22 protein-coding genes are annotated in these 22,595 nt (G+C 44.7%); 7 read left to right on the top strand and 15 right to left on the bottom strand.

The genetic code is table 11. The features are described 5' to 3' along the window. Window position 1 precedes the first annotated feature (1 nt). Window positions 2-2,350, top strand: coding sequence for a PilZ domain-containing protein (locus tag R7Q48_RS13395; protein WP_206953300.1), 2,349 nt, complete (start codon window positions 2-4; stop codon window positions 2,348-2,350). A 63-nt stretch (window positions 2,351-2,413) separates the two neighbouring features. On the opposite strand, the gene serB is transcribed toward R7Q48_RS13395, so the two are convergent. Beyond that, on the bottom strand, window positions 2,414-3,394 hold the full coding sequence (gene serB / locus R7Q48_RS13390) for a phosphoserine phosphatase (RefSeq protein WP_005386439.1): 981 nt from the start codon (window positions 3,392-3,394) through the stop codon (window positions 2,414-2,416). Window positions 3,395-3,485: 91 nt separating this feature from the next. On the opposite strand from serB, the gene R7Q48_RS13385 reads away from it, so the two are divergent. After that, complete coding sequence (locus R7Q48_RS13385; protein WP_005391677.1) at window positions 3,486-4,091, top strand: YtjB family periplasmic protein; 606 nt, start codon at window positions 3,486-3,488, stop codon at window positions 4,089-4,091. 95 nt (window positions 4,092-4,186) lie between these two features. Here the strand turns inward: R7Q48_RS13385 and deoD are convergent, their stop codons facing one another. The 4 genes from deoD to deoC form a co-directional block, all read right to left on the bottom strand. Further along, window positions 4,187-4,906, bottom strand: a complete 720-nt coding sequence (gene deoD, locus R7Q48_RS13380; RefSeq protein WP_005380140.1) for a purine-nucleoside phosphorylase — start codon at window positions 4,904-4,906, stop codon at window positions 4,187-4,189. A 143-nt stretch (window positions 4,907-5,049) separates the two neighbouring features. Beyond that, window positions 5,050-6,270, bottom strand: a complete 1,221-nt coding sequence (locus tag R7Q48_RS13375; protein ID WP_005386434.1) for a phosphopentomutase — start codon at window positions 6,268-6,270, stop codon at window positions 5,050-5,052. 68 nt (window positions 6,271-6,338) lie between these two features. After that, window positions 6,339-7,667, bottom strand: a complete 1,329-nt coding sequence (gene deoA, locus R7Q48_RS13370; RefSeq protein WP_005380134.1) for a thymidine phosphorylase — start codon at window positions 7,665-7,667, stop codon at window positions 6,339-6,341. A gap of 97 nt (window positions 7,668-7,764) precedes the next feature. Further along, complete coding sequence (deoC, locus tag R7Q48_RS13365) at window positions 7,765-8,541, bottom strand: deoxyribose-phosphate aldolase (RefSeq protein ID WP_005380133.1); 777 nt, start codon at window positions 8,539-8,541, stop codon at window positions 7,765-7,767. A 90-nt stretch (window positions 8,542-8,631) separates the two neighbouring features. Between deoC and R7Q48_RS13360 the strand changes: the two genes are divergently transcribed. Beyond that, window positions 8,632-8,766, top strand: coding sequence for a hypothetical protein (locus R7Q48_RS13360; protein WP_005391675.1), 135 nt, complete (start codon window positions 8,632-8,634; stop codon window positions 8,764-8,766). 374 nt (window positions 8,767-9,140) lie between these two features. Here the strand turns inward: R7Q48_RS13360 and R7Q48_RS13355 are convergent, their stop codons facing one another. The 6 genes from R7Q48_RS13355 to R7Q48_RS13330 all read right to left on the bottom strand — a co-directional run bounded on the left by R7Q48_RS13355 (window position 9,141) and on the right by R7Q48_RS13330 (window position 14,425). Then, complete coding sequence (locus R7Q48_RS13355; protein ID WP_005380131.1) at window positions 9,141-10,424, bottom strand: NupC/NupG family nucleoside CNT transporter; 1,284 nt, start codon at window positions 10,422-10,424, stop codon at window positions 9,141-9,143. Between the two features lie 204 nt (window positions 10,425-10,628). Next, window positions 10,629-11,402, bottom strand: coding sequence for a TatD family hydrolase (locus tag R7Q48_RS13350; RefSeq protein WP_005380129.1), 774 nt, complete (start codon window positions 11,400-11,402; stop codon window positions 10,629-10,631). Further along, window positions 11,389-11,586: a DUF5363 family protein gene (locus R7Q48_RS13345; protein ID WP_005380125.1), complete on the bottom strand. Its 198-nt coding sequence runs from the start codon at window positions 11,584-11,586 to the stop codon at window positions 11,389-11,391. Before R7Q48_RS13345 ends, R7Q48_RS13350 begins: the two co-directional genes overlap by 14 nt. Window positions 11,587-11,680: 94 nt before the next feature. After that, a complete protein-coding gene (gene prfC, locus R7Q48_RS13340) occupies window positions 11,681-13,270 on the bottom strand; it encodes a peptide chain release factor 3 (RefSeq protein WP_005380123.1) in 1,590 nt (529 codons plus the stop codon). A gap of 285 nt (window positions 13,271-13,555) precedes the next feature. Then, entirely contained in the window at window positions 13,556-14,011 is a 456-nt protein-coding gene (rimI, locus tag R7Q48_RS13335; RefSeq protein ID WP_005380122.1) for a ribosomal protein S18-alanine N-acetyltransferase, read from the bottom strand. 12 nt (window positions 14,012-14,023) lie between these two features. Then, a complete protein-coding gene (locus R7Q48_RS13330) occupies window positions 14,024-14,425 on the bottom strand; it encodes a DNA polymerase III subunit psi (RefSeq protein WP_005380121.1) in 402 nt (133 codons plus the stop codon). Between the two features lie 159 nt (window positions 14,426-14,584). On the opposite strand from R7Q48_RS13330, the gene R7Q48_RS13325 reads away from it, so the two are divergent. After that, on the top strand, window positions 14,585-15,031 hold the full coding sequence (locus R7Q48_RS13325) for a hypothetical protein (RefSeq protein WP_031781040.1): 447 nt from the start codon (window positions 14,585-14,587) through the stop codon (window positions 15,029-15,031). A gap of 62 nt (window positions 15,032-15,093) precedes the next feature. Here R7Q48_RS13325 and R7Q48_RS13320 read toward each other — a convergent pair whose 3' ends face one another. Together R7Q48_RS13320 and R7Q48_RS13315 are read right to left on the bottom strand one after the other, a co-directional pair. Then, window positions 15,094-15,597, bottom strand: a complete 504-nt coding sequence (locus R7Q48_RS13320) for a GNAT family N-acetyltransferase (RefSeq protein WP_005380119.1) — start codon at window positions 15,595-15,597, stop codon at window positions 15,094-15,096. Further along, window positions 15,581-16,108, bottom strand: coding sequence for a ubiquinone anaerobic biosynthesis accessory factor UbiT (locus R7Q48_RS13315; RefSeq protein WP_005394645.1), 528 nt, complete (start codon window positions 16,106-16,108; stop codon window positions 15,581-15,583). Before R7Q48_RS13315 ends, R7Q48_RS13320 begins: the two co-directional genes overlap by 17 nt. Window positions 16,109-16,471: 363 nt before the next feature. Between R7Q48_RS13315 and R7Q48_RS13310 the strand changes: the two genes are divergently transcribed. From R7Q48_RS13310 to R7Q48_RS13300, 3 genes are all read left to right on the top strand, one after another. Next, window positions 16,472-18,511: a bifunctional diguanylate cyclase/phosphodiesterase gene (locus tag R7Q48_RS13310; protein ID WP_005380112.1), complete on the top strand. Its 2,040-nt coding sequence runs from the start codon at window positions 16,472-16,474 to the stop codon at window positions 18,509-18,511. Between the two features lie 133 nt (window positions 18,512-18,644). Next, a complete protein-coding gene (locus R7Q48_RS13305; protein WP_213970932.1) occupies window positions 18,645-19,658 on the top strand; it encodes a peptidase U32 family protein in 1,014 nt (337 codons plus the stop codon). A gap of 20 nt (window positions 19,659-19,678) precedes the next feature. After that, window positions 19,679-20,557 (top strand): U32 family peptidase, encoded by an 879-nt coding sequence (locus R7Q48_RS13300; RefSeq protein ID WP_256903042.1) that lies wholly within the window; start codon window positions 19,679-19,681, stop codon window positions 20,555-20,557. A gap of 51 nt (window positions 20,558-20,608) precedes the next feature. Here the strand turns inward: R7Q48_RS13300 and R7Q48_RS13295 are convergent, their stop codons facing one another. Both R7Q48_RS13295 and R7Q48_RS13290 read right to left on the bottom strand, forming a co-directional pair. Beyond that, complete coding sequence (locus R7Q48_RS13295; RefSeq protein WP_318132327.1) at window positions 20,609-21,955, bottom strand: MATE family efflux transporter; 1,347 nt, start codon at window positions 21,953-21,955, stop codon at window positions 20,609-20,611. 124 nt (window positions 21,956-22,079) lie between these two features. Continuing rightward, window positions 22,080-22,502 carry a MarR family winged helix-turn-helix transcriptional regulator gene (locus tag R7Q48_RS13290; RefSeq protein ID WP_005380103.1) on the bottom strand — a complete coding sequence of 141 codons (423 nt, stop codon included), beginning with the start codon at window positions 22,500-22,502 and terminating at the stop codon, window positions 22,080-22,082. Window positions 22,503-22,595 lie beyond the last annotated feature (93 nt).

The raw sequence follows: 22,595 nt of genomic DNA, 5'->3' as shown, positions 1-22,595 counted from the left end.
AATGCAGCAATCTGAAATTCTCTCGCTCGCAGAACGACTCATTCCCGTTTACGGTACGAATGACTTTGACTTTGTCCTTGGCCAACTGACCGAGGAAGAGCCGCCTTCGGCCAAAATTTTGGTTAAAATGGAACTTAACCGCTTAATGGCTCCATGCAAAAAAAGCATTGATTTGCGAGGTCGCGTTCAAGGCGAATGTCGCGAGTATATTTTGGATGGCATTCCACATTGGTTGGATGATGTTGCTTTCAACGCTTACCATAAAAACATCAAAAAGTTTGGCTGCTACACGGAAGGAATGTGGGAAGCATTGGTCAACACGCGAAATAACTTTCGCGTAATGAGCAAGCGCCTTACTCAGCAAAAAACGCAATCGTTAACGGATCCTAAAAGCCCGTTCTTAGCAGAACCCGTTCACCTAGGCTACGATTTAAAGCGCCAAGAAAAACGCTTGAAAGTCCAATCTCAAGTTGAAATTTGCCGTTCTAAAGGACAGCTTCTTCATGGATTAAGCATTGATTTATCTAGCTCTGGCGCAAAGTTTAAAGTCCCTAGCGCATTTAAATATAACCTTGGGGAAATTATTCAGGTCACGTTTACTGAATTTGCCAGCAAATCTAACGTTGCAGGTATAGAGAAACCGCTTGCATACCGCATACTCGCGGTTGATGACTGTTACGAAAATGACTCAGTTCGATACCTCAGAACCATACGCTTAACTGATACCAATGTCGTCACCAGAGTGATAGATGAAGCGCTCAACAGTGCTGTTAAAAGGGCTCGTCACGACAATCAAGACAAGATTATTCGAGCTCGAACTCGCGGTTATGAGCACATCGCACTAAAGCACACCAGCAGCTTGCCTCTATTCTTTGATGGTAGTGACCTAAAATTAGCAATGTTAACGCCAAACAATCAAAAGCTTTGGCAATACTGGCACGATGAGAGAAACCAGCAAATGTTTGGTTCCTTATTCAACGAGCAACGCATCGCGTCACTCATTAAGCCTGGTGTTAAAGGAACAACCAATGTCCTTTATTCATTTACTCACGAGCACGAGAATCGAACCTATTTCTATTCGATGTTTCGCCCAGAAGCAACTCGCGAACAGCGCCAGCTATTTTGGCATTTAGGTGGCAAACGAGAGAGTTGGCGCGCCTTTAGAATTTCAATCTTTGAACTATCAGAGCAAGAGCAGGAAGACCTAGCAGCTTTCTCTCCAGAGTTGGCAGAAACGTCTCAATCACTGACTCATATTGGTATTTTGCAAGAAATTGCTGACGAAAAATCAGGGCAGGATTACCTGCTAACTGAAAAGCCGCGCTTACCCGCTAATACGTTAAACGCGTTTCGTCATCCGAGAAGAGTTATCGGCAATCCAAAGGGCATTTATTTTGATGCAAAGTCTCGTCGTAAAGAGCCTCGTTATCGTTTTAAAACACCTTTAGAGTTGTACTCAGGACAAACTAAAACAGGCGGCTGTACTGTTGACCTTTCCAAACGAGGACTCGGAATTAGGCTAAGTGAGCCCACGATGTTACGTTCTGGGCAAGAGGTAAGAATCAACTTTCGAGAATTACAACTCTACGATAAAAAATTGCCGTTAATGTCGGTGCCATATCGAGTAATTCGTGTAAGCCCAGATGGTTGTAGCGTGCAGCTAGTTATTGATGAAAGCAGCCAAACCATGAAGGTAATCGCTTTTTTCAACAGCATTATCGAGCACAATCAAGACAAGCTAATCCCGCAAAAAGAGACGCTACCAAGTAATGCTCTACTTGAAAGGCTGCACTGCATGTTGCTCTCGCGTACGCTGAGCACGCCCATTTTTATCAGTAAGAGTACGTCATCTTCAATCAAAACCCCCGTTATCGGGGTGAACTTGCCGCTACCTAAACACATTGAGCTTTTTGCCCGTCTTGGGCATGACCAACTGTTGTCACTTGAACCTATCTTTAAAGGCCGGACAAGCACATTAATCGCAGAGCCAATAAAACGTGTAGAAGGTGCTCAAGCCAGACATCAGGATATCTACATAAGCGCCGCAAAAGTAGGCAATAAAATTACAGGTATTGAGTCAAAGCTTCATCAAGAGTTCAACAGCGTAAAAGAGCGGATTCAATTTATAAAGAAAGCGCGAATGATGGGTGACTTTTACGTGATTCGCCTTTCTACTGCGCCAATTTTCGATCCGATGACATCATTACTGCAACAAGATTTAAGTGACTTAACCCAATTTGGCGTACATCAAGCGAGCAAGTTAGAAAAAGAGTTAACAGCGCTCGTTGGTTACAGTGAATTTGAAGACATTACTGAAGAGGTTGTAATTAGATTGGAGTTAACCGAGTAAATTCAAAGTCATACCAAATTGAAAAAAAACACCGCCTTTCTAGCGGTGTTTTTGAATGGATGGTTAAGGTTTAGCTTTCCAGCTGACCTTTTGCTGCTTCACCAATGCGCCAGATAAAATACAGAGCACACCGCCCAACCCTGCAAAGCGAATCGCTGATTGCGCTTGAGCTTCCACTTTTGGTTTTGCGTGATACGCAATCCCTAATCCTGCCACCGACATCATCACAAGATCATTAGCGCCATCACCGACAGCAACCGTGTTGTGCTGCTCAATTTCATATTCATCCGCCAGTTCCACTAGAATGTCAGACTTCATCTGCGCCGTTACCACATCGCCAAGTACGTTACCCGTGAGTTTGCCGTCAATAATTTCTAATTGATTGGAGCGAGCAAAGTCTAAGTCGACTTTATCTTTGATGTAATCAGAGAAGTAAGTAAAACCACCGGAGGCAATCGCTGTTTTCCAGCCCAAGGCTTTCAACGTCGCAATTAGCGCTTCAAAGTCCGGCATGAATGGTAACTGGGAACGAACTTGTTCAAGAATTGATTCATCGGCACCTTTGAGCTTACCAACTCGCTGACGTAAACTTTGCTCAAAATCCAGCTCACCTTGCATGGCACGTTCAGTGACTTCAGCGACCTCATCCCCTACTCCTGCCAGTTTCGCGATTTCATCAATACACTCTATCTGGATCGCCGTTGAATCCATATCAAATACAATCAACCCTTGGGTTGATAGATCGGGCACTTCATTAAGCGAGGCGTAATCTAGGTTGAGACTTTGTAAGATCGTTTCATGTTGAGGAGTCAACTCTCCGGCCATCAGGGCTACTTCATATTGGCCAACTTTCCAAGTTTCTAGTATCGGGTTGTAAAAGCCGGTGAAGAAATCAATGTCTTCGAAGTGACTTGGCGAAAGGTACTCAGCAAATACGATCCAGTTTGCTTTTGCTTTATCTAATTGGGAGGCAAATCGAGTCTCGGGTAATCGTTTTAAAAGTGTCGTATGTTTTCTGATAGGCAAGCTTTTTGACGCGTCCATGTATATAATCCCTTATGACTTTGCTAAAACGTTACCTCAACAAACTAAAAAGGCAAGTCTTTGTTTTATTTTAAATGGATGAGTAAAGAGCATGAGTGAATCTTTGTTCTCAGTAAGGAATGCCCTAAGAATTCTGGCACTAATCCTACTGTGTGTGATGTTGTTTATCACAATAAAAAACAGTGTTGTGATCAGTAAGGGTAATGAGAAAATTCAAGCACAACAGCTTGAAACACTCACCAAAGTTTTGATTTCACAGGCGTCTCTTTCTGCCAGTGAGATGATTTTAACTAAAGATCAAGAACGATTACTTCAGCTAACAAACCAACTAGCACAAGACCGTTTAGTGTTTGATGCAACAATCTACGATGCACAGGGTGTACGTTTAGCGTCTAGTGAAGAGGCATTATCGGTACGCGAAGTTCTTGGCCTGGATACGCCTTTGGCAACAGCTTCCATTGGTCGCCAGCAGTTGGTTGAACCAGTTTTTGCAGATGGTGCGCTTATCGGTTTTGTTCGCGTGACTTTTGAGACGGGCCGGGTGACGGCTATTTCTGACCACCACTATCGCAAGAGCGATCGTTATATGTACATGATGGTCTTAATGAGCTTTGTCTGTGGCATGTTGTTCATCTTGATTTTACGTCGACAACCGATACGTCGTAAAAAAGCGCCAAACCTGCTGCTAACCAAGTAACTAGGTAGCGCTAACAACTCATATAAAAACAGCCCGCAATGTGCGGGCTGTTTTTTTAGCTCTTGAGAGAGAAAAATAGAATGACTCTTCGTCGCTTACTCTTCGTCACCAAGCAATACTGAATCTAGTGCGATTAGCATCATGTCGTTGAATGTCGTTTGACGCTCGTCAGATGTAGTCTGTTCGCCAGTCTTGATATGATCAGAAACCGTACAGATTGTCAGAGCTTTTGCACCGTATTCTGCCGCAACACCGTAAATACCAGCCGCTTCCATTTCAACACCAACAATGCCGTACTTGTCCATTACATCGAACATTTCTGGATCTGGCGTGTAGAAAAGCTCTGCTGAGAATAGGTTACCAACTTTAACGTCAATACCGCGAGCTTTTGCAGCGTCTTCTGCCGCACGAACCATGTTGTAGTCTGCGATTGCCGCGAAGTCATGACCTTTAAAGCGGATACGGTTCACTTTAGAGTCAGTACATGCACCCATGCCGATCACAACATCACGCACTTTGATGTCTTCATTCACTGCGCCACAGCTGCCAACACGGATGATTTTCTTCACGCCGAAGTCTTTGATTAGTTCAGTTGCGTAAATCGAGCATGATGGGATACCCATACCGTGGCCCATTACCGAGATCTTACGGCCTTTGTATGTGCCTGTGTAACCAAACATATTACGAACGTCACACACTTGAACGACATCTTCAAGGAAAGTCTCTGCGATGTATTTGGCACGTAGTGGATCGCCAGGCATCAGTACGACGTCTGCAAATGCACCCATTTCAGCATTGATATGTGGAGTTGCCATTTTCTTTTCCTTAACCTTTCTCTAGCGCTCCGCGCTTAAGGCGATATAAGCCAGAGTATTATCATTTCCGACAAGCAGCATTTACATACTGCAAACATAAAACTAGGAGCAATCAAGCTCCTAGTTTTCAAAAACCTAACTAATTATAGGAAGTTCTTACCGTAATCCATTGGAGAAGTACCGAAGTAACTTGCCAATGTTTGACCGATATCTGCGAATGTTTCGCGGCGGCCAAGAGAACCAGCTGGTACTTTTTGACCATAAACCAATACTGGGATGTGCTCACGAGTATGGTCAGTGCCTGGCCATGTTGGGTCACAGCCGTGGTCTGCTGTTAGGATAAGCACATCGTCTTCTTCCATAATCTCTAGCACTTCGTTGATACGACCATCGAAGTACTCAAGTGCCGCTGCGTAACCCGCTACGTCACGACGGTGACCGTAAGCTGAGTCGAAGTCTACAAAGTTAGTGAATACGATCGTGTTGTCGCCCGCTTCTTTGATTTGCTCTAGCGTTGCTTCGAACAATGCAGGGATACCTGTCGCTTTCACTTTCTTAGTGATACCGCAGTTTGCGTAGATATCAGCAATCTTACCAATAGAAACCACGTTGCCTTGCTTCTCTTCAACAAGTTTCTGTAGAACCGTTGCTGATGGTGGCTCAACAGAAAGGTCACGACGGTTACCGGTACGCTCAAATTGACCTTTACCAGCACCAACAAATGGACGCGCGATAACACGACCAATGTTGTAATCTTCTAGCTCTTCACGTGCGATTTGGCAAAGCTCTAGTAGACGGTCTAGACCGAAAGTCTCTTCGTGACATGCGATTTGGAATACAGAGTCAGCAGAAGTGTAGAAGATTGGTTTGCCAGTCTTCATGTGCTCTTCACCAAGATCGTCAAGAACTTGAGTACCAGATGCGTGGCAGTTACCCAGGAAACCGTCAAGACCTGCACGCTCAAGAATGCGGTCAGTCAATTCTTTCGGGAAGCTGTTTGCTTTGTCAGTGAAGTAACCCCAGTCAAACAGAACAGGAACACCTGCGATTTCCCAGTGACCAGACGGCGTGTCTTTACCTGAAGAAAGCTCTGCTGCATGACCGTATGCACCAATAATTTCAGCGTCTGCGTCTAGTCCAGGTGCGAAGCGACCTGTCGATTCTTTATGCGCCATTGCCAAACCAAGTTTCGATAGATTTGGAAGGCGAAGTGCACCTTGGCGATTGTCGTTATCTGCTAAGCCTTTTTCACATTGGTCAGCGATGTGACCTAGTGTGTCTGAACCTACATCACCAAATTCTTTAGCATCGGCAGTTGCACCGATACCGAATGAGTCTAGTACTAAAATAAATGCTCTTTTCATTGCTCGTTCCTTAGGCCCACTCGGCTTTTTATTATGGTTGAGTAGGCCTTGTGTAATTACTTGTTCTATTAGATATCTTCTGCACGAATTTGGCGGTAAACCTCTGGAGTTGGTGTGTATTCACCACCTACTTTGATTGCACTGCGCAGTGCTTTTGCCGCTTCTTCCCATTGCTCTTCAGTGCGAGCGTGGATGACCGCAAGAGGTTTATCACTGTCTGCGACCTCACCTAGGCGGATGAACTCGTCGAAACCAACTGCGTAGTCGATTTCATCAGTAGCAACTCGACGACCACCACCCATAGCAACCACAGCCATGCCGATAGCACGTGTATCCATTGCAGAGACAATGCCCGTTTCTGTTGCGTAAACTGGCTTGATGATTTCTGCTTTTTCTAAGTAGTTGTCGTAGTTTTCTACGAAGTCTGCTGGGCCGCCTAAGCCGGCAACCATCTTGCCGAAGCACTCAGCCGCTTTGCCGTTATCCAGCACTTCCATCAGTTTTGCGCGTGCGTCTTCTGTGTTCTCAGCAAGCTTGCCAAGTACTAACATTTCAGCACATGAAGCCATGGTCACTTCAAGTAGACGAGGGTTACGGTATTCACCCGTTAAGAAACGAACCGCTTCACGAACTTCCACTGCGTTACCCGCTGAAGACGCCAATACTTGGTTCATGTCCGTAAGAATTGCCGTAGTCTTAGTGCCAGCACCGTTTGCTACCGCAACGATTGATTTTGCTAGCTCTTCAGACGCTTCGTAAGTTGGCATAAATGCACCTGAACCCACTTTTACGTCCATCACTAGCGATTCCAGACCCGCCGCCAGTTTCTTAGAAAGGATCGACGCCGTAATCAGGGAGATATTGTCTACCGTTGCGGTAATATCACGAGTCGCGTAAACACGCTTATCCGCAGGAGCAAGGTCACCAGTTTGACCGATGATCGCCACACCAGCGTCTTTGGTTACTTGACCAAAAACATCGTTGCTCGGCGTAATGTTGTAACCAGGGATAGATTCAAGTTTATCCAGCGTACCGCCTGTATGACCAAGACCGCGGCCAGAGATCATAGGTACGAAACCGCCACACGCTGCCACCATTGGGCCAAGCATTAAAGAAGTTACGTCACCCACACCACCGGTTGAGTGTTTGTCGACAATTGGACCACCGAAGTTCATGTGGCTCCAGTCGATAACCATGCCCGAATCACGCATTGCACACGTTAAGGCGATGCGCTCATCCATGGTCATTTCATTAAAGAAAATCGTCATAGCAAACGCCGCAATCTGACCTTCAGATACCGTGTTGTTCGCTACGCCTTGAATAAAGAAGTTGATTTCATCGGCGGTTAGGACTTCGCCGTCACGTTTTTTACGAATGATTTCTTGTGGTAAATACATTAGTGCCTCCCAAGCTCTTTTGAGCCATGGTTGTAGTAGGATAGAAGAGGTTTGGTAGCACCCGTTTAGGTGCTACCGTTCAGACGTATTATTGGAATTAGTACGCTGTTGGATCAGCGACGTCGTCCGATACTTCTAATGTATTTAGTAGGTTGGTTAGCAGGCTAGACGCACCAAAACGGTAGTGACGAGCATCAACCCAGTTGTCACCTAGGATTTCGTCAGCCATTGCTAGGTATGCAGCTGCGTCTTCAGCAGTGCGCACACCACCTGCTGGTTTGAAACCAACAGTTTCTGCAACACCCATGTCGCGAATAACTTCAAGCATCATGCGAGCGTATTCTGGTGTTGCGTTTACTGGCACTTTACCAGTTGAAGTTTTAATGAAGTCAGCACCTGCTTCAATACAGATTTGAGATGCTTTCTTGATTAGTGCTTCTTCTTTTAGTTCACCTGTTTCGATGATCACTTTAAGAAGAATGTCACCACAAGCTTCTTTACATTGCTTAACTAGTTCGAAGCCTACTTTCTCATCACCCGCCATTAGCGCGCGGTAAGGAAAAACTACGTCAACTTCGTCTGCACCGTAAGCAACCGCCGCTTTTGTTTCAGCAACTGCGATTTCAATGTCGTCGTTACCATGTGGGAAGTTCGTTACTGTTGCAATACGAACCTCTGGCGTACCTTGCTCACGAAGTGTCTTCTTAGCAATAGGAATAAAGCGAGGGTAAATACAAATTGCAGCTGTGTTGCCTACTGCTGTTTTCGCGTCATGACATAGTGAGATCACTTTTGCATCAGTGTCATCGTCATTCAACGTAGTTAGGTCCATAAGTTTAAGTGCACGTAGCGCTGCTGCTTTTAAATCGCTCATTTCTATCTCCGATCAATATTCAAAAAATTCACTACTCAGCCTTACATCACGTCTTTAACTATAATCAACAAGTCGAGACAATGTGAGTAAATGGCTAAACAGTCTATTAATGAACGGACTTGGTTCCCTGAAGACTCGGCATATACAGCGAAAATTTATCATATGCCAATTGCTATCCTTGTCACCGCACAGTACCAGTTTGGCCTATGGCACAACAATCTATGATTGCGGTGTCTTTAATATCACATCACAAAGCAAAACGCCTATTAGATCTAATATTGCAGGGCAATTCATTTGCCCATCGATTATGTAATATTCATTACGTGATTAAGAATCAAGCTTAACCACTATCCTGTGATTAATACATTATAGAGTTTCACCGCAAAACTGTAGCACCAAATAGAGCGCAAACGGTTTGTATCTCAAAATTTCCTAGCCCCTATTCCATTGACTGCGTAATACCTCGACTAAGGCAAACACCCGATGAAATTTTGGAGCCCGAAAAACGAAAAATGCCCCGCAGCAATCTCTTGCTACAGGGCATGATTGCTACAGGGCATGATGTAAAACGGCGTCTATATATTAAGAACCGATTCTAATTATAGTGCTGCAAGGCTTAAGCAGAAGCCTGCAATTGTCGCTGCCATAAGGTTAGACAACGTACCTGCAAGAACTGCTTTAACACCCATGCGAGCGATGTCACTACGACGGTTTGGTGCAAGGCTACCTAGACCACCAAGTAGAATCGCGATAGAAGAAAGGTTCGCGAAACCACATAGTGCGAATGAGATGATAGCTGTTGTCTTCTCAGACATTACTTCACCAGTTGCCGCGATTACTTGAGCGTTTTCACCTAGATATGGTGTGAAGTTCAAGTAAGCAACGAATTCGTTCACTACGATTTTCTGACCGATGAATGAACCAGCTGTTACAGCTTCTGCCCATGGAACACCGATTAGGAATGCTAGTGGAGAGAACGCGTAACCTAGGATTAGCTCTAGTGTTAGTTCTGGCATGCCGAACCAACCACCGATGCCACCTAGCATACCGTTGATTAGCGCGATTAGACCAACGAATGCGATTAGCATTGCACCTACGTTAAGTGCAAGTTGTAGACCAGAAGCCGCACCGCCCGCAGCTGCGTCGATTACGTTAACTGGTTTGTCGTCACCGCCGTCCATCGCTTCTTCGATACTTTCGTGAGGCTGGTCAGTCTCAGGGTGAAGGATTTTAGCGAACAGTAGACCACCTGGTGCTGCCATGAATGATGCCGCAACTAGGTACTCTAGTGGAACACCCATAGATGCGTAACCAGCTAGTACACCACCAGCAACAGAAGCTAGACCACCACACATTACCGCGAATAGCTCTGATTGAGTCATTTTTGGAACGAATGGACGAACAACTAGAGGTGCCTCAGTTTGACCTACGAAAATGTTAGCTGCTGCTGACATTGATTCCGCACGCGAAGTGCCTAGCGCTTTTTGTAGTGCGCCACCAAGAATCTTGATAACCCATTGCATAACGCCAATGTAGTAAAGAACTGAAATCAGTGCAGAGAAGAAGATCAGTGTAGGAAGAACACGGAATGCGAAGATGAAACCGCCGCCGCCGAATACTTCGAACATCTTGTCAGAAACAAGACCACCGAACAGGAATGATGAACCATCGTTACCGTAGTTGATAACGTTAGAAACACCTGAAGAGAAACCGTTTAGTAGATCACGGCCCCAAGGTACATACAGAACAAATGCACCTAATGCGAATTGGATAGCGAATGCGCCACCCACAGTTCTAAAGTTGATAGCTTTTCGGTTGTTAGAAAATGCCACTGCAATCGCAAGAAGCACTACCATACCGATTAGGCTCATAAACAGGCTCATAGTTTATGACTTCCTTATAAGTTATTTATTGGCGTGTTACAAAATGGAGCTATAAAGCGGGGGCAATTATACTCATGCAGAATCAATTAAAGTAATGCCAGCCTCACACTTTCCTATAAGATTCATGATTGATTCAACCAGCTTTGTGAGTTAATTCACAATAAGCAGGAAAACGTTTTCGATTTCAAACCACATTTTTAGATTTTATTCACATATCGAGAAAGCAAAATTGCTATTTTTCCACAGTTGAGAGGCAATCGATTGCTTTCGGCCGTTATGCAACTCTACGAGCTCATTAAAGACGTGAATGAGTTTGGCTGGGTGATTTGACTCCCCTTGATATCCAAGTATAGGCATATCTGGTGCGTCTGTTTCGATTACTAGGTTTTCGAGTGGTAATTTTTGAATTGCGTCGCGTGTTTTCTTGGCTCTTGGGTAGGTAATCGTTCCTCCTACACCGATAAAAAAACCTAATTTGACCCACTCCATGGCTTGCTGATAACTCCCAGAAAAAGCGTGTAGCACACCACCTCTAGGGAGATTCGCCGCTTTCACCATTTGAATGAGGCGATTGTGCGCTTTTCGGCTATGTAAAATAACTGGGAGTTCGAAGCGTCTAGCCAGCTCAAATTGAACTTCAAGTATCTTTTCTTGCAACTGTGGATCAACATCAATGGCAAAATCTAAACCACACTCTCCTATTGCCACGCACTGCTGCCCTTTTTGATTTAGATAGCCTTCTAGCTCTGTAAGGTGCTGCTCAACGTTATCTTCAAGAAAATACGGATGAAAGCCGAGCGCATAATACAAATTGGCATGTTGCTCTGCCAAAGTTTGAATACGAGCCCAGTTTTGCGGACCGACGGAAGGAATCAAAATTCTTGCGACGCCTTGCGTTTGAGCAAGCTCAAGTTGATGTGCAAAGTCATCTTGAAACACATCAAAATCAAAGTGGCAGTGCGTATCAAAGAGCTTCATCTTGACGCTTTTTATCTGTATCTGCGGGCAGAAAATCAGAGGATGGTTGGGCTTCACTCTTCTCTTCAGTTTGATGGGCTGGGTCTTTTCGATATGGGACACAACTACGTTTCTGATCGGGAGTTAACCCCATCTCTTTACACCAGTTGTCGTAACGCTTTAGCCCACGTTTAAACCAATTCATATCTTATCCTTATATAAAAACGCCCTTGGCTAAGTTTATAGCCAAGGGCGTTTTAAAATCTAGTTTGCGTTAAGGCTTACCCTAACCGCGCAAATTAGTGCTCACGCGTCGCACGGAAATCAACGTCAGGGAAACGCTCTTTCGCCAAGTTTAAGTTAACCATTGTTGGGGCGATATACGTTAGGTTATCACCACCATCCAATGCTAAGTTCGCTTGATTCTTGCGTTGGAACTCATCCAGTTTCTTCGCATCACCACACTCAACCCAACGAGCAGTTGCAACGTTAATGCCTTCATAAATCGCTTCAACGTTATACTCAGATTTCAAACGAGCCACAACAACATCGAACTGAAGTACACCAACGGCACCAACGATCAGATCGTTGTTCTGTAGAGGACGGAATACCTGTACCGCACCTTCTTCTGATAGCTGAACCAAGCCTTTGAGAAGCTGCTTCTGCTTTAGTGGATCTTTCAGGCGAATACGACGGAATAGTTCCGGAGCGAAGTTCGGAATACCAGAGAACTTCAATGATTCACCTTGCGTAAAGGTATCACCAATCTGAATAGTACCGTGGTTGTGTAGACCAATGATGTCACCGGCGTAAGCGTGTTCTGCACGTGCACGGTCACCAGCCATAAAGGTTACTGCATCAGAGATACTCACTTGCTTGCCAAGACGAACGTGGTTCATCTTCATACCTTGCGTGTAAGTGCCCGATACAATACGCATGAATGCGATACGGTCGCGGTGTTTTGGGTCCATGTTCGCTTGGATCTTAAATACGAAACCAGAGAACTTCTCTTCAGTCGCTTCAACTTCACGTTCAACCGCTTGACGAGTTTTCGGCGCTGGAGCCCATTCAGTTAGACCGTCTAGCATATGATCCACACCAAAGTTACCTAATGCAGTACCGAAGTAAACTGGCGTAAGATCACCGGTTAAGAACATTTCCAAATCAAACTCAGGGCAAGCACCCATGACAAGCTCAAGCTCTTCTCGAACACTTTCCGCAAGGCCTGCACCAACTTTTTCATCAAGCTCTGGGTTATCGAGACCTTTGATGATTCGAACTTCTTGAATCTCATGACCGTGACCTGATTCGTATAAAATCGTTTCATCACGGTGAATGTGGTAAACACCTTTAAACTCTTTACCACAGCCGATTGGCCATGTGATTGGCGCACACATCATGCCCAATTCGTTTTCTACTTCATCCAATACTTCCATTGGATCACGAACGTCACGGTCAAGTTTGTTCATGAAGGTTACGATTGGCGTGTCACGTAGACGTGTAACTTCCATTAGTTTACGAGTACGGTCCTCAACACCTTTCGCTGCATCGATAACCATCAGACATGAGTCAACTGCCGTTAGAGTACGGTAAGTATCTTCCGAGAAGTCTTCGTGTCCAGGCGTATCAAGTAGGTTTACCAGACAATCGTTGTAAGGGAACTGCATTACAGAAGTAGTAACCGAGATACCACGTTCCTTTTCCATTTCCATCCAGTCTGATTTTGCGTGCTGTGCGTTACCACGACCTTTAACCGTACCTGCTTTTTGGATCGCGTTTCCGAATAACAGTACTTTTTCAGTAATGGTGGTTTTACCCGCATCCGGGTGAGAAATAATAGCGAACGTTCTGCGCTTAGACACTTCGCCTAAAAAAAGGGGATTTGACATTAGTTAATCTTCTAAATTACTTTCATGCTCACAAAATAGGCAAGCATATCTACTATTCGATATTGTGCGGTATTCTCGCTTATTATCGCTGTGCTAGCAAACTGGAAAGACATGAACTGAATTTACTCGGCTCACCAGCCTTTACCTGCAACTAACAAGGGAAAGCCAGCTCCACACAAAGAGATGTAAAAATTCAAAAAATTATTATTACATATTCAAAAGCCTCGAATCCGGATACGCATTTAAAGCATAAGTGTTGATGAGGTAATTAGTAACGGCCTAAAACTAACTCAAAAATAAGTAACTCATGATAATGGCGTCTTCCTTACCATTTCCCGATTTAGCTGGGTAATAGTTGTAACGACGGTCCACTTCATTAAAACCTGCTTGCTCATAAATATGGATAGCTGGGTGATTACTTTCACGCACTTCTAACCAAGCACTCTCTGCTTTGGCTTGTTCACAGTATTCAATAAACGCGTCCAGCAATTTTTGCCCTAGCCCTCTGCCCTGTTGAGAAGGCGCTACTGCAATATTTAATAGTGTCACTTCTCCAACAATATTCTGTCCATAGAAGTAACCAACCACTTGAGAGCCTTCCAGCATCACATGATGGCAAGCACCGCGACTGGATAAGTCACGAACCAAAGATTCGGCCCAAGGGTGAGAATGTGCTTGCTGCTCGATTTGCCAAACTTGGTCGAGGTGCTCTGCACGCATCGGCGTAATTTCAATTGTCACGCATTAGCTCCGTTAAGAAGAGTACGAACAGATTTGTTGCCACAATGCGCGGCGCTGTTCGTTATTACCATCAATATCTTGTAATAGTGGCGAGGTCAGGTGCTTTGCCTTGATGCTTTGATCAGCCTCACAGCCTGCAAACCACACCCACTCTAGCTGATGTTCACCCAGCATGGATAAGCGCTCAGGCTCTAGGTGTAGCGCATCATCAAGCGTGAGCTTAATGCTTTTTAATACGCGCTCAAACATCAATGCCGTCTCGTTTTCTGGACATATTGGCGATACCAATAGGAGTTTACATGAACTTTGCAAATCCAATAATGGCGATTGATAGCCTTCCAGTCTTTCAGGGTGCACCAGCTCCCATGTGCTGATCCCCATTTCACGTAAATACTGTTTCTCGTTAATTGACATTTTCCGTCACCTATTTGAACGAGGGCAATCCTATCAAATTATCGCGATTATACCTAAAGGACTTCAAGGAACACCTGAACACAATGAGATGATTTGGATATTCCTGAACATAGCGTTTTGCCAACAGCCACACATTGGGTATGACATATGAGGTACATTATGAAATTCTTAAATACGCTACTACTTTGCACACTGGTAGCCGCCACCAGCATGAGTGTTTTTGCTAATAACAGCGATGAGTGGGAGCTGATTGCAACGAAAACCGTTAACTTTCATACAGAAACAGATACCGTGACACCAAATAGCCTATTCCGAAACCGAAGCTTCAGTAAAATAAAACTAAAATGTGTGCAAGGAACGGTAGACATTAATGGTTTAAAAGTCGTCATGACAGATGGTAGTGAGAAAAAACTTTCCTCTATGGGCGTACTAACAAGCGGATTGTCGACTCGTGCCTGGAGCCTTCCAGGTACAAAAGAAGCCAAGCTAAAACAGATTGAAATGACTTACAGTAGCTGGGGAAGCACAAAACTCAGCCTGCTAGGGGTAAGTAAAAAAGCGAAAATAGAGGTCTGGGGCAAAAAGAAAAGTAACCAGTCATCCTAACCTCCCTATCTCAGTTTTCAGTGAATAAGAAAGAAGCCCACTTAGTCGTGGGCTTCTTTCATTTACAGTTCAGAGAACTCTGGCGCATAGTCTATGCGTCCGGAGCGTCCAGCACATTGACCTTCGACCAACTCTGCGACTCGAAATGCACCTTTAGGGACATCCCAAGCACATTCAAAGCCCATCTCGTCGCATGATTGAAAACCCTGGCGCGCGTAATAATCAGGATCGCCCAACACCACACACACTGGGTAGCCAAAATCACGCAGTGAATCAAAACCTTCTTTGATCAACTCTGCAGCGATGCCTTGGCGACGGTAATCTTCATGAACAGCTAATGGCGCTAGCCCTTGCCATGACAAATCTTCGCCATTTAAGGTCACAGGGCTAAATAAAGCATGGCCTATCACCTCTCCCTCATCTGTACACGCGACTAAGGAAAGCGTGAATTTGCTGTTTTCGCGCAAACGCATCACAAGCTCAGCTTCAGCTTCCGTCGGGAAGGCGTGTTTCAATAAGCGGTCAATGGTAAGAATGTCCGCTGGGGCTTCAGTTCGAATAAGCATTCGCTACTCCGGTTGGTTGTGCAGGCGCTTGAACTCCTTTCTGAACAAAATCAGCCAATTGATTCAAAGCGACTTGCATTGCTTTCGGTAACTGCTCTAAGTCGACACTGTCCATTAAGTTTTTCACTTCTAAGCCAAGCTCAGTATCACCTTCAATTGAAAGGCGACGTTGGAAGAACAGTGTGTCAGGGTCTTCTTTACGACCAGCAATCAGTACTAGGTCGTTTAGATTACCACTAAAACTCACATCTTCCTGAACTGGTTTTTCAGCTACCACCAATTTTTCGTCTTGATAGCTGATGTACCATGCTAAGTTCAAGTCTTTAATCGCAACTTTTAACCACTTGTCTTCAAGGAACTCAAAGTCACCATCTTCCAAGGCTTCTTTAAACACCATTTTTAGCCCTTCCAGCAACGCTTTTTGCTGAATTGGCTGTGGTAATAACTGGACTGGAGAACGCAAAATATTAGCTGCGTTCTTTACTAGTTGACTGCGAATCTTGTTTAACACGTTCATTATCCGTTACTTTGTCATTAGGTTGCTTATATTAAGCAATCGTGGCGATGAGATTACTGTTATGTATCAATAAAGTGCTTATTTTAGATTGGTGGTTTATTGCTCACTAACGCTTCTTTTTTTGAACTTACGTGTATTATTGATGCGAACAGGTGGATAAACACTTTTACAACCGTATTTTCAAAGTTATAGTTATCTGAGCGTATCCATGTGATTGTCGACTGCACAGCTAAAACCGCGAGCCCTTTAATGGCAAGTAACACTTTGGCTTGGTGGTAGATCGCCGCAGGCTTATCAGGGTGTCGCTTTTTATACACGGACGAATAATCTGGCTCATTGGAGATCGGTAATACCCTAATGCCTTCCCAGCAATTAAAACATTGGTTTGCCACGCTAACCTCAAATAGCCCTTTCTTCTTTGCCATTCTTGATAAAAAACACAATTATCGAATGGTAAGTGACCGTTACTGCGATATCGCAGGTTTAAGTCATGAGGAAATCGTCGGCTTAAACGATTGCCAAGTGCTGGGTGAACAGTTTTATAAGAAGCTTGCACCATACTATCAGCGCGCGTTCAAAGGGGCACATGTCGAAGCCGAAATCACGCTCGATGAAACCGACCTTGAAACCAGTCTTCACTTTAGTCTTTCGCCAGTTTTTGAAGGTAACGACATTCGCTTTGTTGTTTTTCACGCTGTCGATACTTCAGAAAAGCAGATACTCGTTCGCTCCTTAGAAGAGTCCGAAAGTAAGTTTGCGAAGTTAACACAACTGCTACCAGACGGCTTACTGCTTATCGAAGATGATATTGTCATCTCTGCGAACCCCGCATCAGCGCGCCTTCTCGGACTTAACTCTCCTCATGAATTGTTGGGCGAAGAGCTAAGTCGTTTATTCATCGATGAAAACAGTAAAAAGGTATTTAGTCATCGATTGAGTACATTAATTTCTGACAAACCTTTTGTCTGCTTAACCAGCGCAAGATGCGGCTTTGAACGGAAAGTTCAGCTACACGCGGATTCCACGGCGATATTAGGTAGCGAATCTCAAATTATCCTAATCCAAGATGCTGATGATGCGCCCAAAAACCTGTCTTCTGCATCGAATGAAGACATACACATTGACTCGCTCACCAAACTCTACAACCGCTTTGGCTTCACCAAACGTTTGGAACAGCTGATCAAAAAGCAAACACCGCTTCTGGTGTTCTATTTGGATATCGATAACTTCAAAAACATTAATGACTCACTTGGTCACCATATTGGCGATAAAGTGATTCAAGAGGTATCGGCCCGTCTTAAACGGTTACTACCAAACCAAGCGATTATTGGTCATTTGGGTGGCGATGAGTTTGGCGTCATTCTGCCGGAGCCAGAAAATACCCGCATGGCTGAAATTTTGTCCGATCGCATTATCTCGTTGATCAACCAACCTTTCGACTTGCACCACTTCAGTAAACGCCTTGCCTGTTCAATTGGTAGCGTTCGATACCCTGAAGACGGACAAGATGCGCGAATCCTACTCCAAAATGCCGATACTGCGATGTATGAAGCCAAAGATCGTGGTAGAAATCGTCTGATCAAATTTAACGATCAAATGAACAAAGAAGCGCGTATGCGTTTGTGGCTCGAAATCGAACTGCAAAAAGCACTGCAGCAGAACGGTTTGGAAGTGTGGTATCAACCTAAGGTTAACGCGCGAGACTTCAGTATCAACGGCGCAGAAGCGCTCGTTCGTTGGAAGCATCCAGTCGAAGGGTACATTAGTCCTGGCTCATTCATTCCTGTCGCCGAGCGCGCTGGGTTAATCGAACACCTTGGACGTGTCGTGATGCGTGATGTTTTCAATACGGTAAAACGTTGGAAGCAACAAGGCATACTGCCAGGCCGTGTCGCCATCAACCTCTCTCCCGAGCAATTTGGCAACCCACAGCTGATCGACTTTATGGAAAAGCTGCTTCGCACTACCGAGCTTGATCCAAGCTGCATTACCTTCGAGCTAACCGAAAGTGCCGTGATGAGTGATAGCGAACATACACTGCAAATGTTGAATGCGATTAAAAAGCTTGGCTTCGCTCTCTCTATCGATGACTTTGGTACCGGCTACTCTTCTCTTTCCTACTTAGCGCGTTTCCCTATTGACGAGCTAAAAATCGACCGCGCTTTTATTAATGATATCGACACACTACCGAAACAAGTCACTGTGATTGAAAACATCATTAATCTGGGTAAGTCGCTCGACTTAACTGTCGTTGCCGAGGGGGTGGAAACCCACCAGCAAGCTACTTTGCTCTCTAACCTTCAATGTAATGCGATTCAAGGATTCCATTTTTATCGCCCGCAGCCAAAACATGAAATTGAAGAGCTGTTTGTACAGAATCGTCGTCACAAGAACTAACCCCGACCCGATCCCCTTACTCGCAAGGGGTAAATATCGACTTTATTGAGCTAAACCTAACTTAGGTCAATTTCGCTATTCATAATTCTTCATAAAATGCGGACACCTTTTTATTCTCAATGATTGTGAGCATATGGAACTCTTGTGTCCCGCGGGTAACCTGCCTGCGTTAAAAACTGCGATTGATTGCGGTGCCGATGCCGTTTACATTGGTTTCAAAGATGATACCAACGCCCGTCACTTTGCTGGCCTCAACTTTAACGGCAAAAAGTTAGAAAAAGCGGTGCAATACGTTCATGACCGCAATAAAAAAATTCATGTCGCGTTGAATACCTTCGCTCATCCCAATGGCTTCGAGCGCTGGACGAACGCAGTAGACAATGCAGCGGCACTGGGTGTAGACGCGCTGATTGTTGCAGACATTGCAGTGCTGGAGTACGCGGCTCGCAAATATCCCGATCTGGAACTACACCTTTCAGTGCAAGCATCAGCGACCAACGTCGCAGCCATTGATTTTTACAAACAAAACTTCAACGTAAAACGGGTAGTACTACCTCGCGTTTTATCGATTCATCAGGTCAAACAGCTTTCGCGCAACATCACTAACGATGTCGAGTTAGAAGTCTTTGCTTTTGGTAGCCTTTGCATCATGTCTGAAGGTCGCTGCTACCTATCGTCTTACATGACAGGTGAGTCTCCAAACACTGTGGGAGCATGCTCTCCAGCTAAGTACGTTCGCTGGCAAGAAACAGAAAATGGTCTGGAATCCCGCCTTAACGACATTTTGATCGATCGCTACAACGCCGGTGAAAATGCGGGCTACCCTACCTTGTGTAAAGGTCGTTTCGAAGCAGAAATCGAAGGCGAGAAAAAACGCTACCACGCACTGGAAGAACCAACCAGTTTGAACACCCTCTCTATGCTGCCAGAACTATTTGCTGCAAATGTGGCGTCTGTAAAAATTGAAGGTCGCCAACGTAGCCCAGCTTACGTAGAACAAGTCACTCGAACATGGCGAGCCGCGATTGACCGTTACCAAGCAAACCCAGAAGCTTATCAAGTCGAAGCAGCTTGGGATGCCGCATTGGCAAACGTGTCTGAAGGTACGCAGACCACACTTGGTGCTTATCACCGCAAATGGCAGTAGAGGTTAAGATGGATAATTCAATGAAATACGCGCTTGGCCCGCTGTTGTACTTCTGGCCAAAACAAGACATCGAAGCGTTTTATGAACAAGCGAAATCAAGCTCCGCGGACATCATCTATCTTGGGGAAACCGTATGTTCAAAACGTCGAGAAATGAAGCCTTCGCATTGGCTTGAAATCGCAAAAGAGCTGTCTGCATCTGGCAAGCAAGTGGTGCTATCAACAATGGCACTGCTAGAAGCTCCGAGTGAAGTAAACATAATGAAGAAGTACATCGACAACGGTGACTTCGCGATTGAAGCAAATGACGTATCTGCTGTTCAATTGGCATCAGAGCATAAAGTGCCTTTCGTCGTTGGCCCTGCAATCAATACTTATAACGCACACACGCTCAACTTATTTTTGAAGCAAGGTATGATGCGTTGGTGCATGCCTGTCGAACTATCTCGCGAATGGTTAAACGATACTTTAGTTCAGTGTGACGAGCTTGGTATTCGTAACAAGTTTGAAGTTGAGGTATTTAGCCACGGTTATTTGCCTTTAGCGTATTCCGCTCGCTGTTTCACAGCCCGAGCTGAAAACCGAGCGAAAGACGATTGCGAAACCTGCTGTATCAAATACCCTACGGGTATCCAGGTCAGCAGCCAAGAAGGGCAAGAAGTCTTTAACCTTAACGGCATTCAAACACAGTCAGGGGATTGCTACAACCTCATCAATGACTTACCAAGTATGAAAGGGCTGGTTGATGTGGTCCGGTTAAGCCCTCTTGGTATCGACACTTTTTCAGAGTTAGAGCGTTTTCGCTCAAACGAATACGGCGATAATCCTGAAAAGCTCGAAAGCCGCCAATGCAATGGCTATTGGCATCAACTAGCGGGCTTAGAAGTAAAAACCATTTAATCCTTAAAGATAAAAGCGAGGCCTAGCCTCGCTTTTATCTGTTAGCTTTTGTTAGCAGGCTTGCACCCTTGGTTCGACAGAACCCTCATTAAGCAGCTTTTTCACATCTCGCCACAACATACTGATCACGACCAAACTCAATGCAATGTTAGACAATGGGAAAGCTAACCAAATACCTGTCACGCCGAAAAGTTTCGGCATAATGAATAAGAATGGCAACTGGACCAGCATGTTGCCTAGTGTTACAAACATAGCTTTGCTGCCTTTGTTTACTGATTGATAGTACGCGGCCGCCACAACTAAAAAACCATCTAAGAACAACGCAAACATGTGTAAACGAATCCCGATCACGGTGCTATCAATCAACTGTTGGTCAGCATTATTAAACACCGCAACCAGTTCGTACGGGAAAAGGTTCATCAAAACAACGAACGCCACCCCACCAAGCACAGATGTCCCCATCGCGACCTTTAATAACTTTCTGATGTTCTCCTGATTACGTGCACCGTGGTTGAAGCTCACTAAAGGCTGCATACCATTCGCAATTCCTTCTGCTATCAGATAGTAAACCGTCACGATGTACCCCAAAATGGCGTACGCTCCGATCAACATTGCACTTCCGTATTGAGCAAATAACGCGTTGTGCAGTGCCACCATCACAGAGCCGTAGGCGTACATAAAGAAACTTGATGTACCTATCATGATAATCTTTGGTGCAGCATCAACCTGAACTTTGAAGTCGCGGATACGAAGGCGTAATGTTGCTTTTGAAGTAAAGAAGTAACCAATACCGAGCACAGTGACCACTAATTGTGCAAGTGCAGTGGCAATAGCGGCTCCGGTTAACTCCCACTCCAACCAAGCAATAAATACGTAGTCTAATACAATGTTAATAACGGCACCGATAACCATCAAAATCGTTGCTAAGTTCGGGCTGTCGTCATTGCGTAATAAAAACGGAACTGCGATAGAACCCAACGTGAATACGCACGCGACAATCAGAATATGTAAATATTGCAGCGCAAGTTCAAACACTCGCCCTTCCGCACCTTGCCAGCGAATAAATTCATCCGAAAACAAGAACAATATTGTAGCAACGATCGGCATCAATGCCGCTAACAACGTCAATCCGGTCGTTAGGATACGCTTAGCGCCTTCATGATCGTTCTCTCCTTGCTTGATCGAAGTCAGCGCGCCAGTCCCCACCCCAATCATCATTCCTATACCGAGGATCGAACCGATAATAGGCCACGCAACATTGATCCCAGCTAATCCGTCAGCGCCAACATAACGGCCAATAAAAATGCCATCAACTATTTGATACAAACCGTTTACGAGCATTGCTGCGACGGTTGGAATCGTATATTTCCAAAACTGTCTATAAATTGAGTTTTGCATGACTGTCACCAGTAGTTAGCAAAGCTAACCATTTAATTAGCAAGACTAACTAAATGGTTAAATTAAATAAAAGAAAGATGAAACAACAAAAACTAAACCATACAGCTGAGGCCTTTGCTTTAGTTTAAAATGACTTATTACTCAATGCTTTATTCAATAAAGCTTGTAACTGTTCAGCTTCTTGCTGATTTAATTGTTGCATCATTTGGTCAGAGATATCTTTGTACACTACCTGCTCCAAAGACATTTTTTCTGCGACTTCTTCCGTAAGCAACACACGCTTAGCACGAGCATCCTCATTACATGCGATGCGTTTCACCAAACCCTTTTTTTCCAGACGCACAACCATTGTCGATGCGGAAGGCTTAGTCACTTGCAGCTCTTCTGCAAGATCGGTTATTCGCACACCCTCAGGGTAAACCTGAATCACACGTAAATAATCGAACTCATTAAAGCTTAGATGTGATAATGGATCTTCTTTGGCATAGACACGCCAAGCTTTGGCGCAAAAACGCTCTAAATCAATCAAGCTTTCTTCTAATGCCATAAAAGCCACCACCACTTAGTTAGCAAGACTAACTATTTTAAATGAGTCACTCATCAAGTTCAATCATAAAAAAAGCCGCTCTCATCGAGCGGC

It is taken from the genome of Vibrio sp. 378, assembly GCF_033339435.1.
This window is presented reverse-complemented; position numbering and strand designations above follow the sequence as displayed.

What these genes read in the sequence shown, in the direction of transcription:
- R7Q48_RS13305 (WP_213970932.1), top strand. Translation starts at nt 18,645, where the DNA reads ATGGAACTCTTGTGTCCCGCGGGTAACCTGCCTGCGTTAAAAACTGCG.
- R7Q48_RS13375 (WP_005386434.1), bottom strand. Translation starts at nt 6,270, where the DNA reads ATGAAAAGAGCATTTATTTTAGTACTAGACTCATTCGGTATCGGTGCA.
- R7Q48_RS13310 (WP_005380112.1), top strand. Translation starts at nt 16,472, where the DNA reads ATGCCTTCCCAGCAATTAAAACATTGGTTTGCCACGCTAACCTCAAAT.
- deoA (WP_005380134.1), bottom strand. Translation starts at nt 7,667, where the DNA reads ATGTATTTACCACAAGAAATCATTCGTAAAAAACGTGACGGCGAAGTC.
- R7Q48_RS13360 (WP_005391675.1), top strand. Translation starts at nt 8,632, where the DNA reads ATGGCTAAACAGTCTATTAATGAACGGACTTGGTTCCCTGAAGACTCG.
- R7Q48_RS13325 (WP_031781040.1), top strand. Translation starts at nt 14,585, where the DNA reads ATGAAATTCTTAAATACGCTACTACTTTGCACACTGGTAGCCGCCACC.
- serB (WP_005386439.1), bottom strand. Translation starts at nt 3,394, where the DNA reads ATGGACGCGTCAAAAAGCTTGCCTATCAGAAAACATACGACACTTTTA.
- R7Q48_RS13395 (WP_206953300.1), top strand. Translation starts at nt 2, where the DNA reads ATGCAGCAATCTGAAATTCTCTCGCTCGCAGAACGACTCATTCCCGTT.
- deoC (WP_005380133.1), bottom strand. Translation starts at nt 8,541, where the DNA reads ATGAGCGATTTAAAAGCAGCAGCGCTACGTGCACTTAAACTTATGGAC.
- R7Q48_RS13290 (WP_005380103.1), bottom strand. Translation starts at nt 22,502, where the DNA reads ATGGCATTAGAAGAAAGCTTGATTGATTTAGAGCGTTTTTGCGCCAAA.
- R7Q48_RS13320 (WP_005380119.1), bottom strand. Translation starts at nt 15,597, where the DNA reads ATGCTTATTCGAACTGAAGCCCCAGCGGACATTCTTACCATTGACCGC.
- R7Q48_RS13295 (WP_318132327.1), bottom strand. Translation starts at nt 21,955, where the DNA reads ATGCAAAACTCAATTTATAGACAGTTTTGGAAATATACGATTCCAACC.
- R7Q48_RS13345 (WP_005380125.1), bottom strand. Translation starts at nt 11,586, where the DNA reads ATGAATTGGTTTAAACGTGGGCTAAAGCGTTACGACAACTGGTGTAAA.
- R7Q48_RS13355 (WP_005380131.1), bottom strand. Translation starts at nt 10,424, where the DNA reads ATGAGCCTGTTTATGAGCCTAATCGGTATGGTAGTGCTTCTTGCGATT.
- deoD (WP_005380140.1), bottom strand. Translation starts at nt 4,906, where the DNA reads ATGGCAACTCCACATATCAATGCTGAAATGGGTGCATTTGCAGACGTC.
- R7Q48_RS13385 (WP_005391677.1), top strand. Translation starts at nt 3,486, where the DNA reads ATGAGTGAATCTTTGTTCTCAGTAAGGAATGCCCTAAGAATTCTGGCA.
- prfC (WP_005380123.1), bottom strand. Translation starts at nt 13,270, where the DNA reads ATGTCAAATCCCCTTTTTTTAGGCGAAGTGTCTAAGCGCAGAACGTTC.
- R7Q48_RS13330 (WP_005380121.1), bottom strand. Translation starts at nt 14,425, where the DNA reads ATGTCAATTAACGAGAAACAGTATTTACGTGAAATGGGGATCAGCACA.
- R7Q48_RS13300 (WP_256903042.1), top strand. Translation starts at nt 19,679, where the DNA reads ATGAAATACGCGCTTGGCCCGCTGTTGTACTTCTGGCCAAAACAAGAC.
- R7Q48_RS13350 (WP_005380129.1), bottom strand. Translation starts at nt 11,402, where the DNA reads ATGAAGCTCTTTGATACGCACTGCCACTTTGATTTTGATGTGTTTCAA.